This is a genomic window from Nonomuraea solani (genome assembly GCF_900108335.1).
GTDB classification, from domain to species: Bacteria; Actinomycetota; Actinomycetes; order Streptosporangiales; family Streptosporangiaceae; genus Nonomuraea; species Nonomuraea solani.
This window is the reverse complement of sequence record NZ_FNVT01000001.1, coordinates 680941-694026: the sequence shown is the minus strand read 5'-3', so window position 1 is coordinate 694026 and position 13086 is coordinate 680941. Positions and strand designations below refer to the sequence as shown.

Below are 13086 nucleotides of genomic sequence, written 5' to 3'. Positions count from 1 at the left end.
CGCTCACGCCTCCGATCTCACGGCACGTGCGCCTTGATCGCCACGCTGGTGAGGGCGAGCAGCAGCTCCAGGTCCGGTTCGGCGTCCACCCGCACGGCCACCCACGCCTTGTCGGGCAAGGTCCGCACCTGGTCGCAGTCGCGCAGGTAGGGTCCGAGCCGGTCGATCGCCGGTACGGTCAGCCGCACCTGCACCTTGTCGGCGCCGGTCAGCCGGAGGATCTCGGTCCCGCGTACGGCGAAGACAGGGCCGCGCCGGGTGTCGCTCACCGCCAGCGCGGGCCAGGACCGCAACTCGGCCACCGCACGGGCCACGTAGGGCCCTCTGCGTTCAGACCCCCGCCACCAGGCGGTCATTCCTGCCACATCTCCATGCTGCGCCACGCCGGCCCCCGCGTCAGCGCCCGTTTTGCAACCGTTATTCAGGCGTGAACACTTATCAGCCGGCTTTACTCGGCCGGTTCACATATTGACGAGTCCGCAGGCAGGAACTACGGTCGTGTCATAACTTAAAGGAAACTTTCCTAATAGTTTCCTGGCATCCCACCCCCTATGCCCCTACGGATGTCGGAGCGTCATGAGACACAAGATCCTGAGCAGGCTTCTCGCGGTGCTGGCGGCGCTGGCACTCCCCCTCACGGCCGTGGTCGTCGCACCGCCCACGGCCCTCGCCTCCATCCAGGCGGCCGCCGCCGAATGGGCCGCGTGGACGGCGTACGCGACGGGCGCGCGCGTCACGTACGGCGGCGTCGAGTACGAATGCGTCCAAGGACACACCTCCCAGCCCGGCTGGGAGCCCCCGAACGTACCGGCCCTGTGGAAGGTCGCGAGCGGCGGCGGCACGGACACCACCGCGCCCAGCGTCCCCGGCAACCTGCGCTCCACCGGCGTGACCAACAACTCGGTCGCCCTCGCCTGGAACGCCAGCACCGACAACGTCGGCGTCACCGGCTACGAGATCTACCGCGGCGGCACCCTCGTCACCACCGTCACCGGCACCACCCACACCGACACCGGCCTGACCGCGAACACCGCCTACAACTACACCGTCCGCGCCCGCGACGCCGCCGGCAACCGCTCCGCCAACAGCAACAGCGTCAGCGCCACCACCACGGGCGGCGGCGGCACGGACACCACGGCGCCCAGCGTCCCCGGCAACCTGCGCTCCACCGGCGTGACCAACAACTCGGTCGCCCTCGCCTGGAACGCCAGCACCGACAACGTCGGCGTCACCGGCTACGAGATCTACCGCGGCGGCACCCTCGTCACCACCGTCACCGGCACCACCCACACCGACACCGGCCTGACCGCGAACACCGCCTACAACTACACCGTCCGCGCCCGCGACGCCGCCGGCAACCGCTCCGCCAACAGCAACAGCGTCAGCGCGACCACCACGGGCGGCGGCGGAGGCGGCGGGAACAAGGTGCTCGGGTACTTCGTCCAGTGGGGCGTCTACCAGCGCGGCTACCACGTCAAGAACATCGACACCAGCGGCTCGGCGGCCAAGCTGACCCACATCAACTACGCCTTCGGCAACGTGACGAACGGGCAGTGCGCGATCGGCGACAGTTACGCCGACTACGACCGCTTCTACCAGGCGGGCGAGAGCGTGGACGGCGTCGCCGACACCTGGGACGCGGGCGCGCTGCGCGGCAGCTTCAACCAGTTGCGCAAGCTCAAGAAGAAGTACCCGCACATCAAGGTGCTGTTCTCCTTCGGCGGCTGGACCTGGTCCGGCGGCTTCGGCCAGGCCGCGCAGAACCCGGCCGCCTTCGCCGACGCCTGCTACCGGCTGGTCGAGGACCCGCGCTGGGCGGACGTGTTCGACGGCATCGACATCGACTGGGAGTACCCGAACGCCTGCGGCCTGACCTGTGACACCAGCGGGCCGGCCGCGTTCAGGAACCTCATGTCGGCCCTGCGCTCCCGCTTCGGCTCCGGCAACCTGGTGACGGCGGCGATCACCGCCGACGGCACGAACGGCGGCAAGATCGACGCGGCGGACTACGGCGGCGCGGCACAGTACCTGGACTGGTACAACGTCATGACCTACGACTACTTCGGCGCCTTCGCGCCGCAGGGCCCGACGGCGCCGCACTCGCCGCTCACCTCCTACAACGGCATCCCGACCGCGGGCTTCCACTCCGACGCCGCGATCCAGAAGCTGAAGAGCAAGGGCGTGCCGGCGAGCAAGCTGCTGCTCGGGATCGGCTTCTACGGCCGCGGCTGGGCCGGGGTCACGCAGGCGGCGCCGGGCGGCACGGCCACGGGGCCGGCGCCGGGGACGTACGAGCAGGGCATCGAGGACTACAAGGTCCTCAAGACGCGCTGCCCGGCCAACGGCACGGTCGCGGGCACCGCGTACGCCCACTGCGGCAACCAGTGGTGGAGCTACGACACCCCCGCCACCATCGGCGGCAAGATGAGCTACTCGAAGAACCAGGGCCTCGGCGGCGCGTTCTTCTGGGAGCTCAGCGGCGACACCACGAACGCCGAACTGCTCACGGCCATGCGCAACGGCCTGGGCTGACCCGACCGGCCGGCCCCCCTGTCCGGGGGGCCGGCCTCCGGCTCAGCGGTGAGTCACCGCCCTGCCGTCGTCGCCGTCCCGCTCCGGCATGAGCTCGGCCTGGTCCGGCAGGTCGCCGGAGCGGCCAAGGCCGTTCTCACGATCCGCTCAGCTCTTCGAGCTGCCCGGCGGTCAGCGACACGGTGGAGGCGCCCAGGTTCTCCTCCAGGTGGGCGACCGACGAGGTGCCCGGGATCGGCATCACGACCGGCGAGCGGGCCAGCAGCCAGGCCAGGCTGACCTGCGCGGGCGTGGCGCCGACGGCCTTGGCGACGTGCTCGACCGGGCTGCCGGGCGCGGCCAGCGCGCCCTTCGCGATCGGGCTGTACGGGATGAACCCGATCCCCTCCTCCTCGCAGTGCCGCAGCACGTCCTCGGAGGTCCTGAGGGTGAGGTTGTAGCGGTTCTGGACGGTGACGATCTCGACGACGCGCCGCGCCCGTTCCAGCTCCTCGACCGTCACCTCCGACAGGCCGACACTGCCGATCTTGCCCTCGTCCCGCAGCGCCCTCAGCTCGCCGAGCTGGTCCTCCAGCGGCACTTCCGGGTCGATGCGGTGCAACTGGAGCAGGTCGAGCCGCTCCACGCCGAGCCTGCGCAGGCTCATCTCGACCTCCTGCCGCAGGTACGCGGGCCGCCCCACGACATGCCACTGGCCCGGCCCCGTACGCACGAACCCGGCCTTGGTCGCGACCAGCAGCCCCTCCGGGTACGGCCGCAGCGCCTCGCGGATGATCTCCTCGCTGACGTAGGGCCCGTAGGAGTCGGCGGTGTCGATGAAGTCAACGCCCAGCTCGACGGCCCGGCGCAGCACCCGGACGGCCTCGCCGCGATCGCGGGGCGGCCCCCAGACACCCGGCCCCGTGAGACTCATGGCCCCGAAACCCAGGCGATGGACACTCTTGTCACCAATGGTGAACGTGCCGGTGGACGGCAGCGATATGGACATCCGGTTTCCCATTTCGAGTTAGACGTTCCAAGTCCGTGATGCAACGGATACGCGCTCAACCTTCCCTATCACCTGGCTGATGCATACGTTTCGGGTCACGCGCGCATTTTGCCCGGTTCACATTTCGAGGAGCAACCATGCGTTCCCGCTTACGTACGGGCGTGCTCGGCGTCATCACCGCCGTCGCCGTGACCCTTTCCCTCACCGCCCCGGCCGACGCCCACTCCCGCAAGGACCCCGTCCACAAGCTGGTCAAGGCCGTCTCGGGCAAGAACGTCAAGAAGCACCTGCAGGTGCTGCAGGCCATCGCCAAGATCCACGACAACACCCGCGTGTCGGGGACCGCCGGGTTCGACGCCTCCCGGGACTACGTGGCGCGCCGGCTGCGCGCCGCCGGGTACGACGTGACGATCCAGCCCTTCGAGTTCACCTTCGACGGCTACGTCACGCCGCCCGTGCTGCGGCGCGACAGCCCGGCGAAGACGTACACGTACGGGTTCTTCAGCGACTACGTGGCGATGGGCGACTCGCCCGCCGGGTCCGTCACCGGCACGATTCAGGCGGTGGACCTGGTGCTGCCGCCGGGGCCCGCGGCCAACACCTCGAACTCGGGGTGTGAGGCGAGCGACTTCGCCGGGTTCGTGGCCGGGAACGTCGCCCTGATGCAGCGCGGCACCTGCAACTTCCGCGTCAAGGTGGACAACGCCATGGCGGCGGGGGCCTCCGGGGCCATCGTGTTCAACGAGGGGCAGCCAGGGCGTACCGAGGTCGATCTCAACCCGGTGCTCGGCGGGCCTGGCGTGACGATCCCGTCGTTCTTCGCCAGCTTCGCGACCGGTAACGAACTGGCCGCCGCCGCGGGCACCACGGTCACGATGAACTGGGACCCGATCGTGGAGACCAGGACCACGTACAACGTGATCGCGCAGACCGGGAAGGGTGACCCCGACAACGTCGTCATGGTCGGCGCGCACCTGGACAGCGTCCAGGAGGGGCCGGGGATCAACGACAACGGCTCGGGCAGCGCCGGGATCCTGGAGGTGGCGCTCCAGTTCGCCAAGACCAGGCCGAAGAACCGGGTGCGCTTCGCCTTCTGGGGGGCCGAGGAGTTCGGGCTGCTGGGCTCCACGCACTACGTGGGCGCGCTGACGGCGGAGGAGCGGGCCAAGATCACCCTTTACCTCAACTTCGACATGATCGCCTCGCCCAACTACACGTTCGGGATCTACGACGGGGACGGTGACGCGTTCGGCACCGCCGGGCCTCCCGGGTCGGACGTGATCGAGGAGGACTTCGAGAAGTTCTTCGCCGGGCGCGGGCAGCCGTTCACGGCGACGGCCTTCACCGGGCGGTCGGACTACGGGCCGTTCATCGCGGCCGGGATTCCGGCGGGCGGGCTGTTCACCGGGGCCGAGGTGCTGAAGACGGCGGAGGAGGCGGCGATCTTCGGTGGCACGGCCGGGGTTCCGCTCGACCCCTGCTATCACAGTGCCTGCGACACCATCAGGAACATCAGCGACAAGGCGTTGGATGTGAACTCGGACGCCATCGCGACGCTGGTGGGGACGTACGCGTTCGACACGGGCACGATCGGGGGCGGCGCGCCGGCTCCGACCGGGGCTCGGAACGCCCGCACCCACAAGCCCGCGGACTCCGCGAGCTGACCGCCGCGCTTCGGTACAGGCCCCTTTGGGGGAAGTGGAGTGCGGGCGGGCCGGTCGCCCCGGCCCGCCCGCACGGCGGATCAGGGGCGGGGCTGGTGGCCGTAGCGGGTGGGTTTGGGGCCGTTCAGGCGGACTTCTGGGTCGGGCATGGCCTGGTCGCGGCCTGGGCGGGGGATGGCGGGTTCGATGGTGGGTTCCGCTTCGCCCGCCTCGACGATGCGGCGTACCAAGTGGCCGCGTAGTTCCGCCGCCACGCCGGCGTGTGAGGCGAAGCCGGCCAGGTTGACCAGTTCGTGGGGGTCGTTCTCCAGGTCGTACAGGGCCTGCTCGCGATAGCTCGGCGCGGCCGAGACGTCCCATGGGTGGGCGTCCTCGGCGACGGCGTAGTACTTCCAGCGGGACGTACGGATCCCGCGCCCCACCTCCGACTCGCTGACCTGGAAGAACACCTCGGACGGCCACTCCGCCCGGGAGTCGCGGACCAGCGGCAGGAACGAGCGGCCCTGCATCGCGTCGGGCACGGGCAGACCGGCGGCCTCCAGGAGCGTGGGCGGCAGGTCCAGGGTGCTGACGGGCCGGGAGATGGCGCCGCCGCCGTCGAAGCCGGGCCCGCGCACGGCCAGCGGCACCCGGAGCGAGGCGTCGTGGCAGGACCGCTTGTATTCACCGTTGCGGGTCTTGAAGTGGTTGCCGTGGTCGGAGGTGTAGGCCACGATCGTGTCGTCGAGCAGGTCCATGCTGCGCAGCGCGTCCAGCAGCCGCCCCAGCCCCTCGTCCAGGCGCTTGACCTGGCCGAGGTAGCCGCCCATGTGCTGGTGCGCCGTGCCGCCGAGCGCCGCCAGGTCCGGTGGCATCCAGCTTCCTTGGTAGCGCTGCTCGTAGCCCTCGGGCGCCGGATAGTTGTCCACCTCGTTCTGGTGGTGCGGCTCCAGGAACGACAGGAACAGGTAGAACGGCTCGTCGGCGTGGTCGGCGACGAACCGGACGGCCGCGTCCACGAGCGCGTCGGACCGGTAGCCGGGCAGCAACACGGGGTCGTTGGCCTCGTCGAAGACGATCGTGCGGTACGCGTCCGAGGTGTGCTCCAGCGCGTTCGCCGCCAGCCACGACCGGTAGCCGCCGCGCTGCTCGGCGGGCACCGGCTCGCTGCCGCCCAGGTGCCACTTGCCGATGTAGCCGGTGGCGTAGCCGGCCGCGCCGAAGTGGTGGGCCAGCGTGCGCTCCTCGGGAGGCAGGACGCGGCCGTTGCGGTAGACGCCGGTCGTGGTCGGGTAGCGGCCCGTCTGCAGGGCCGCGCGGGCGGGCGCGCACACCGGCTGCGGGGTGAGCGCGACCGTGGCCTGCGTGCCGTTCCTGGCCATCGCGTCGAGGTTCGGAGTGAAGGGGCCGACGGTGTCCCACCGCTGCTGGTCGGTGAAGACGACGATCACGTTCGGGCGCACAACCAGAGACTCCTTATTTGAGGCCGGTCAGGGCGATACCCCGGACGAAGTATCGCTGAGTGAGGACGAACAGGACGGCGGTGGGGACGAAGAGGATCACCGAGCCGGCGGCCGTGAGGTGCCACAGCGTGAAGTACTCCTGGTTGAACAGGGTGAGCCCGACCGGGATGGTCCGCATCTCGGGCGTCGTGGTGGCGACCAGCGGCCAGAGGAACTCGTTCCACTGGAAGACGAACGTGAACAGCCCGAGCACCGCCAGTGCCGGCCGCGTCTGTGGCAGGATGACGCTCCGGTAGATGCGCAGCTCGGAGGCCCCGTCGATGCGGGCCGCGCTGATCAGGTCGTCGGGAATGGGCTGGATGAACTGCCGCATGAGGAAGATCCCGAACGCGTCCATGAGAAACGGCGTGATCAGCCCCTGGTACGTGTTCAGCCAGCCCATGTTGGCCATGAGCACGTACAGCGGAATCATCCGCACGAAGAACGGCACCATCAGCGTGGCCAGCAGCGCCACGAACAGCGTGTTGCGCAGCGGGAAGCGGAACTTGGCGAACACGTAGCCGACGAGCGGGTCGAACACCAGGTGCGCCAGCGTGATCACCCCGGCCACGACCAGGCTGTTGACGATGAAGTTCCCGAACGGCGCGCGCGTGAACAGCTCGGCGTAGTTGCCCCACTGCGGCGTCTCCGGCACCACGACGGCGGTGGCCGCCAGCGTCTCGGCCTCGGTCTGGAGCGACAGCGAGAGCATGTAGAGCAGGGGGACGACCGTGACGAGCGAGGCCACGCCGAGCAGGAGGTAGAGCAGGGCCTTGCGCATCAGTACTGAACCTCTCCGCGCCGCCCGGCCCGGAGCTGGACCAGGGTGAACGCCACGATGACGATCAGCAGCAGCACCGACTGCGCCGAGGAGTAGCCGAAGTCTCTCGCGCGGAAGGCCACGTTGAAGATGTGGAAGACCGACAGGTCGGTGGCGTCGCCGGGCCCGCCGTTGGTGATGATGTACGCCTGCCCGAACGCCTGCAGCCCCGAGATGACCGCCATGACCGAGACGAACAGCGTGGTCGGGGCGAGCAGCGGCAGCGTGATCCGCCAGAACCGGCGCCAGGCGTCGGCCCCGTCGATCTTGGCGGCCTCATGGTAGGTCTCCGGGATGCCCTGCAGCCCGGCCAGGAACAGCACCATCGTGTAGCCGACGCTCTGCCACAGCGTGACGGCGGCGATGGTGAGCAGCGGCGCGGTGTTGAGCCACTGCTGCCCGGGCAGCCCCATCGAGCCGAGCACCCGGTTCAGCACGCCCAGCTCGGGGTCGAGGATGTTGCGCCACAGCAGGCCGACGATCGCCACCGACGTCAGATACGGCACCAGCAGCAGCACCCGGAACACCACCCGCCCCTTGAGCGGCTGGTCGAGCGCCATCGCCAGGGCCAGCCCGAGCACGATCGACCCGAGCACCACCATCACCGAGAAACCCGCCGTGACCAGGAACGAGTGTTGCACGGCCGGGTCGGCCACGGCCTCGGTGTAGTTGCCGAGCCCCGTCCACTGGTCGGCCTGCGGGCCGGTGCGGAAGCTCGTGGCCACCACGTTGCCGATCGGCAGGTAGAAGAAGGCCGCGAAGAACAGGATGGCCGGCAGCAGGAACAGGTAGGCGGTCCTGGCGTAGCGGCCGGACAGCGTGGGCGGCCTCACTTCAGGAAGCCCTCCGCCGACTCGGCGAACTTCTTCAGCGCCTCGGCGGCCGGCTGGTTCTGGATGAGGACCTGCTGGTACATGACCTTGAGCTGCTCCTCCCACTTGCCGAGCTCGCCGGTGAGGCGTACCTGCTGGGAGGAGTCCTTGGCGTTCGGGAGGGCGTCGGCGAAGACCTTGATGGCCTCGTTCGACCGCACCTCGGCCAGCTCGGCCCAGGAGCGGCGGGGCATGAGCATGCCGGTCTCCTTGGTGGCCGCCTGCTCGACCTCGATGGTGGTGATGCGCTTGATGAAGTCCCACGACAGGTCGGGCCTGGCCGCCTTGGCGGGCACGAACATGCTGACCCCGGCCGCCTGCGTGGCCTCGACCTTGTGCTTCAGCGGCGGCGCGACGCCCAGTTCGAGGTCGGGGCTGGTCTTCCTGATCGGCTCCAGGTCCCAGGGGCCGGTGAGGATCATGGCGGCGCGCTTGGCCGAGAACAGCTTCTGCGGGCCCGAGTAGTCGGTGCCGGAGACGGGCACGGGGGCGACCTTGTGCTTGTGGATCAGGTCGGCCTGGAACTGCAGGGCCTCGACCGCGTCGGCCATCGGGGTCATGACCTTGCCGGTCCGCGGGTCGTACGGGGTGACACCGGCCTGCACCAGCCACGGCCACACGTAGAGGTAGTCCTGGTTGAGCGCGACGCCGTACACGCCGTCCTTGGTGAGCTTCTGGGCGGCGGCGAGGAACTCCTCCCAGGTGGCCGGCACCTCCACCCCGGCGTCCCTGAGCATGGCCTTGTTGTAGAGCAGGGTGTTGCAGGTCAGGTGGAGCTGCACGCCGTACACCTTGCCCTGGTAGGAGTTGCGCTCCACGGTGACCGGCTGCCAGTCGGAGGGAAAGCCCATCGCCTGGCCGTCGCGGTCGACGAAGTCCTGCAGCGAGCGGGCGTTGCCGGAGACGGCGAACTCCTGCACCCACCCGCCGGGCTCCTCCACCAGGTCCGGCACGGTCCCCGAGGCGAAGTCGGCCAGGAGCCTGGTCCGCAGGTCGGGCCACTGATACTTCTGCAGGTTGACCTTGACCTTGTGGGCCTGCTCGAACTCGGCGATGACCTTGCGGTAGGCCTGGTAGTCGTGGCCGGCGTTCCAGTAGACGGTGAAGGTGCCGGGGGCGGCGGCCGGCGCGGACGGCGCTCCCGCGCAGGACGACAGGACCGGCACGGCGGCGGCCGCACCGGCTAGACGGAGCAGGTCACGGCGCGAGAGCTGGGGAGACATCTCGGATTTCCCTTCTAGGACGAGCCCCGCCGCACGAAGGTCCACGAACGGACGATCTCGCGGGCGGGTGGCGGCTCCTCGGCCTGGAGGCGGTCGAAGAGCAGGCGTACGACGTCGGTGTAGTCGTGCCGGAGCGGGCCGACGGTGCTGAGCTGCGGATTGCTGATGAGACCCTCGTCGATGTTGCCGGCGCCGACGACCGCGACGTCGCCCGGCACGCTCAGCCCCAGGTCCCTGGCCGCCCAGATCACGCTGATCGCGGCCCGGTCGGAGGCGGCGAAGATCGCGTCGGGGCGGTTCGGGGAGCCGAGCAGCTCGGTCGCGGTCTGGTACGCCGCCACGCGGTCGTCCGCACCCGCCGTGACGATCCGCTCGCTCACGCCGTGCCGGTCGAGGGCCGTGGTGTAGCCGAGCAGGCGTCCGGCCGGCTTGTCGCGGTAGACCTCGTGCCGGTGCGCCATGAACGCGATCCGCCGCCTGCCCTGCGCCAGCAGGTGCTCGACGGCCTCCGCGCTCGCCTCCATCTCCGGGGTGCGGACGAGGTCGCAGCCCTCCAGCCCGCTCTCGTTGCTCAGCACCACCATCGGCAGCCCGGTGGTGGCGAGCCCGCCGAGCAGGTCGCGGGTCAGGTGGCCGGCGACGAGGTTGACCAGCGCGCCGTCGGCGAATCCGCCGCGCAGCACGTCGATGGCGCCGGCGGCGCGGGCCTCGGAGTCGACGGCCAGCGAGACCACGGAGTAGCCGCGCGCGTCGGCCATCTCGTGCAGGTCGGTGGCCAGCCGCTCGTCGGAGGGCACGCCGCCGAGCGAGCTCAGCACGAGCGCCACCCGCTGGGTACGGCGCTTGCGCAGGCTCCTGGCGGCCTGGTTGGGGGTGTAGCCGAGCTGCCTGGCCGCGTCGAGCACCCGCTGCCTGGTCTCGGCGGCCACGGGACGGTCCCGGCCGCTGAGCACGTAGGAGACGGTCGCCACTGACACGTTCGCCAGCTCGGCCACTTGTCGCGCTGTTGGTCTCATGTTAGTCGAATAACCTAGCATTACCTATGGGAATAGCAGGGATTCTGTGGTGCCGGATCTCGGCTGATAGGTGGACATGGTGATGATCTACACGTCGCCGTTTCAGGTGAGTGTTAAACGATTAACACCATATTTCGCGTCCACCGCCCGATCAAGAGGGCAGCGTGCCCGGGTTTTCCCTAGGCCGCACCCGGAAGCGTGGGAACGCGGCGGTGGCTAGCTTGGGCGCACAGCCTCCGCTCCGACGGAGCCCTGGGCGACCCCTCCGTCGCCCCCGCCAACGTGGCCGCCGCCCTGTGCGCCAGAGCCGGCCGCTCCCTGACCAGGAGCGACTGGACCCGCCTCATCCCCGGCGCGCATTACCGCAGGATCTGCTGACTGGAGGAGAGCATCGTGCAGACCTCACCCGACATCCGCGCCATCGAGGTGACCCCGCACCCGGTCGTCCTGGACACCGGTCCGATCGAGATCGTCATCGACGTGTCCGCCACGCGCGTCTCCACGATGTACGGGTGGCTGACCGCCCCGGACGGGATCGCGTACCCGATCGGCTTCACCGACCGGCACGCGCCCTGCGGCTGGCAGGCCACCCACCTGCTGCGGCCCGGCGCCCCCGAGGGCCCCTGGCGCGTCGAGGTACGCGCCGGGGAGACCAGCGCCGGGCACGACTTCGACGTCGCCACGCGCGGGACGAGGGCCGAGGTGCGGTTCACGGACTTCGACGCCCAGCCGCCCCAGGTGCCCAGGGGCGAGCTGGCGCGGCTCACGGGGCGGGCCGAACTGGTCAAGAACGGTGCCACGGGGCCGGGCGGCGGGCTGGACGTGGTGCTCGCGTTCCGGGAGGACAACGTGTGCGGCTGGCGCGAGCTGGCCGAGGCGGTCACCGACGACCTGGGCCGGTTCACCGTGGGCGGGCCGGTCGTGGCGAGCGGGGACTGGCGGGCCGAGGTGCGCACCACGTCCGAGGCCATCGGGGGGCGGAGCGAGGCCGTGTTCGTGGAGGCGACCTCGTATCGGCCGTACGCGACCCAGATCGTCGGCTACCAGGTCCGGCGCCTGGGCCAGGAGATCGTGCACACGGGGCGGCTGCGCGGCAAGCCGGTCTCGACCTGGGAATGGCTGTCCAACCAGCGGATCTGGGTCTTCTACCGGGAGCCTGGCGCGCCGTCCGGGGCGTTCCACTCGGCCGGCCGGAGCACGGTCACCAGGGTCGACCAGCGGGGCCGGTTCGAGGCCCGCACCCTGATGCGGAGCGGGGGCGCGTGGCGGGTGGAGTATTTCGGGACCGCGCGGGCCGGTGGGGACCGGAGCGGTCCCCGTCCCGCGCCGTGATCAGGCCAGGATGCGGACGGGGTGGGCCAGCAGGTCCAGGAACGTCCGCATCCAGGCGGCGGCCACGGTGCCGTCGATGGGGCGGTGATCGACCGAGAGCGTGACGCGCATCACCTGGGCGGCCTTCACCCGGCCTTTGGCGACGACCGGCTCGCGGCGGACGGCGCCGACGGCGAGGATCGCGGACTGGGGCGGGTTGATGATCGCGGCGAACTCCTCCACGCCGTGCATGCCCAGGTTCGTGATGGTCAGTACGCCGCCTTCCAGCTCGTCCTGCCGCAGGCGGCCTGTTCTGGCGCGGTCGGCGAAGTCTTTGACGGTGGTGGCGATCGTGGTCACGGAGCTTTTCTCCACGCTCTTCAGGACCGGGGTCACGAGGCCGTTCGGGGTCGCGATGGCCACGGACAGGTCCACTGTGGTGAAGGTGCGGGTGGCTTCCTGGGTCCAGATGACGTTCATTTCCGGTACGAGGACGTGGGCCTGGGCGGCGGCCTTGATCACGAGGTCGTTGATGGAGACCGAGTTGGTGAGGTCGCGGCGGAGTTTGAGCAGTTTGCCGACGTGGGCCGTGCCGCGTACGTAGAAGTGGGGGGCGGTCTGCTTGCTCTGGGTCAGCCGGGCCGCCGCGGCCCGCCGTGCCCGCGAATGCGGCACCTCTTGGGGCTCTCGGAGCTGCTCTTGGGGCTCTTGGAGCTCTTGGGGGCTTCGTGGCTTTTGATGGCTTCTGGCGGCGATGGCGGTCTCGACGTCGCGGCGGACGATGCGGCCGTTCGGGCCCGTGCCGGTGAGGTCACCGAGGCCCAGATGCGCCTCCTTGGCCAGGCGGCGCGCCAGCGGACTCGAAAAGATCCGCTCTGCGGGCCGCTCGGACGGCGCGTCCTGGTCGGCGGGCAAGGCGTCCGCTTTGCCCGGTAGCTCACCCGCGTCTCCCAGGACGGCGATGGGCGTACCGACCGCGACCGTGGCACCCTCATCGACCAGCGTGCGCACCAGGACGCCGTCGGTCTCGGCGGCCACCTCGACCACCGCCTTGTCGGTCTCCACGGTCGCGATGACGTCCCCGGCCTTCACCGGCGCGCCCACCGGAACCGCCCACGCCTGCAGAACCGCCTCCCCCGCGTTCGCCGCCACCTCCGGCATTCGCAGCAGCCCGGCCAT

At 70.2% G+C, this 13086-nt stretch carries 12 protein-coding genes; 4 read left to right on the top strand and 8 right to left on the bottom strand.

The genetic code is table 11. From position 1 onward, the window contains the following. Positions 1 to 17 precede the first annotated feature (17 nt). Positions 18 to 356: a luciferase domain-containing protein gene (locus C4V41_RS03120; RefSeq protein ID WP_103954165.1), complete on the bottom strand. Its 339-nt coding sequence runs from the start codon at positions 354 to 356 to the stop codon at positions 18 to 20. Positions 357 to 576: 220 nt separating this feature from the next. Between C4V41_RS03120 and C4V41_RS03115 the strand changes: the two genes are divergently transcribed. After that, complete coding sequence (locus C4V41_RS03115) at positions 577 to 2532, top strand: glycosyl hydrolase family 18 protein (protein WP_103954164.1); 1956 nt, start codon at positions 577 to 579, stop codon at positions 2530 to 2532. Between the two features lie 136 nt (positions 2533 to 2668). Here C4V41_RS03115 and C4V41_RS03110 read toward each other — a convergent pair whose 3' ends face one another. Beyond that, positions 2669 to 3520 carry an aldo/keto reductase gene (locus C4V41_RS03110; protein ID WP_235029876.1) on the bottom strand — a complete coding sequence of 284 codons (852 nt, stop codon included), beginning with the start codon at positions 3518 to 3520 and terminating at the stop codon, positions 2669 to 2671. A 137-nt stretch (positions 3521 to 3657) separates the two neighbouring features. On the opposite strand from C4V41_RS03110, the gene C4V41_RS03105 reads away from it, so the two are divergent. Continuing rightward, positions 3658 to 5184 (top strand): M28 family metallopeptidase, encoded by a 1527-nt coding sequence (locus C4V41_RS03105; RefSeq protein ID WP_103954162.1) that lies wholly within the window; start codon positions 3658 to 3660, stop codon positions 5182 to 5184. A gap of 80 nt (positions 5185 to 5264) precedes the next feature. Here C4V41_RS03105 and C4V41_RS03100 read toward each other — a convergent pair whose 3' ends face one another. Genes C4V41_RS03100 through C4V41_RS03080 form a run of 5 tightly spaced genes read right to left on the bottom strand, consistent with a single transcriptional unit; the run spans position 5265 to position 10596 of the window. Beyond that, on the bottom strand, positions 5265 to 6626 hold the full coding sequence (locus tag C4V41_RS03100) for a sulfatase-like hydrolase/transferase (RefSeq protein ID WP_200823711.1): 1362 nt from the start codon (positions 6624 to 6626) through the stop codon (positions 5265 to 5267). A 13-nt stretch (positions 6627 to 6639) separates the two neighbouring features. Continuing rightward, on the bottom strand, positions 6640 to 7446 hold the full coding sequence (locus C4V41_RS03095) for a carbohydrate ABC transporter permease (RefSeq protein ID WP_103954161.1): 807 nt from the start codon (positions 7444 to 7446) through the stop codon (positions 6640 to 6642). Continuing rightward, positions 7446 to 8318 carry a carbohydrate ABC transporter permease gene (locus tag C4V41_RS03090; RefSeq protein ID WP_200823710.1) on the bottom strand — a complete coding sequence of 291 codons (873 nt, stop codon included), beginning with the start codon at positions 8316 to 8318 and terminating at the stop codon, positions 7446 to 7448. The genes C4V41_RS03095 and C4V41_RS03090 overlap by 1 nt, the downstream gene beginning before the upstream one ends. Continuing rightward, the gene (locus C4V41_RS03085; RefSeq protein WP_103954160.1) at positions 8315 to 9580 is read right to left on the bottom strand and encodes an ABC transporter substrate-binding protein; all 1266 of its coding nucleotides are present in this window, start codon (positions 9578 to 9580) and stop codon (positions 8315 to 8317) included. Before C4V41_RS03085 ends, C4V41_RS03090 begins: the two co-directional genes overlap by 4 nt. A 14-nt stretch (positions 9581 to 9594) precedes the next feature. Next, a complete protein-coding gene (locus C4V41_RS03080; RefSeq protein ID WP_103954159.1) occupies positions 9595 to 10596 on the bottom strand; it encodes a LacI family DNA-binding transcriptional regulator in 1002 nt (333 codons plus the stop codon). Positions 10597 to 10794: 198 nt separating this feature from the next. Here C4V41_RS03080 and C4V41_RS60580 point away from each other — a divergent pair, with 198 nt between their 5' ends. Both C4V41_RS60580 and C4V41_RS03075 read left to right on the top strand, forming a co-directional pair. Next, positions 10795 to 10974 (top strand): hypothetical protein, encoded by a 180-nt coding sequence (locus C4V41_RS60580; RefSeq protein ID WP_146103507.1) that lies wholly within the window; start codon positions 10795 to 10797, stop codon positions 10972 to 10974. 15 nt (positions 10975 to 10989) lie between these two features. Beyond that, positions 10990 to 11928 (top strand): hypothetical protein, encoded by a 939-nt coding sequence (locus tag C4V41_RS03075; protein WP_103954158.1) that lies wholly within the window; start codon positions 10990 to 10992, stop codon positions 11926 to 11928. On the opposite strand, the gene C4V41_RS03070 is transcribed toward C4V41_RS03075, so the two are convergent. Further along, entirely contained in the window at positions 11929 to 13086 is a 1158-nt protein-coding gene (locus tag C4V41_RS03070) for a dihydrolipoamide acetyltransferase family protein (protein WP_103954157.1), read from the bottom strand.

Coding starts and splice junctions, on each gene's coding strand:
- C4V41_RS03085 (WP_103954160.1), bottom strand. CDS start 9,580: ATGTCTCCCCAGCTCTCGCGCCGTGACCTGCTCCGTCTAGCCGGTGCG.
- C4V41_RS03115 (WP_103954164.1), top strand. CDS start 577: ATGAGACACAAGATCCTGAGCAGGCTTCTCGCGGTGCTGGCGGCGCTG.
- C4V41_RS03080 (WP_103954159.1), bottom strand. CDS start 10,596: ATGAGACCAACAGCGCGACAAGTGGCCGAGCTGGCGAACGTGTCAGTG.
- C4V41_RS03120 (WP_103954165.1), bottom strand. CDS start 356: ATGACCGCCTGGTGGCGGGGGTCTGAACGCAGAGGGCCCTACGTGGCC.
- C4V41_RS03070 (WP_103954157.1), bottom strand. CDS start 13,086: ATGGCCGGGCTGCTGCGAATGCCGGAGGTGGCGGCGAACGCGGGGGAG.
- C4V41_RS03110 (WP_235029876.1), bottom strand. CDS start 3,520: ATGTCCATATCGCTGCCGTCCACCGGCACGTTCACCATTGGTGACAAG.
- C4V41_RS03095 (WP_103954161.1), bottom strand. CDS start 7,446: ATGCGCAAGGCCCTGCTCTACCTCCTGCTCGGCGTGGCCTCGCTCGTC.
- C4V41_RS03105 (WP_103954162.1), top strand. CDS start 3,658: ATGCGTTCCCGCTTACGTACGGGCGTGCTCGGCGTCATCACCGCCGTC.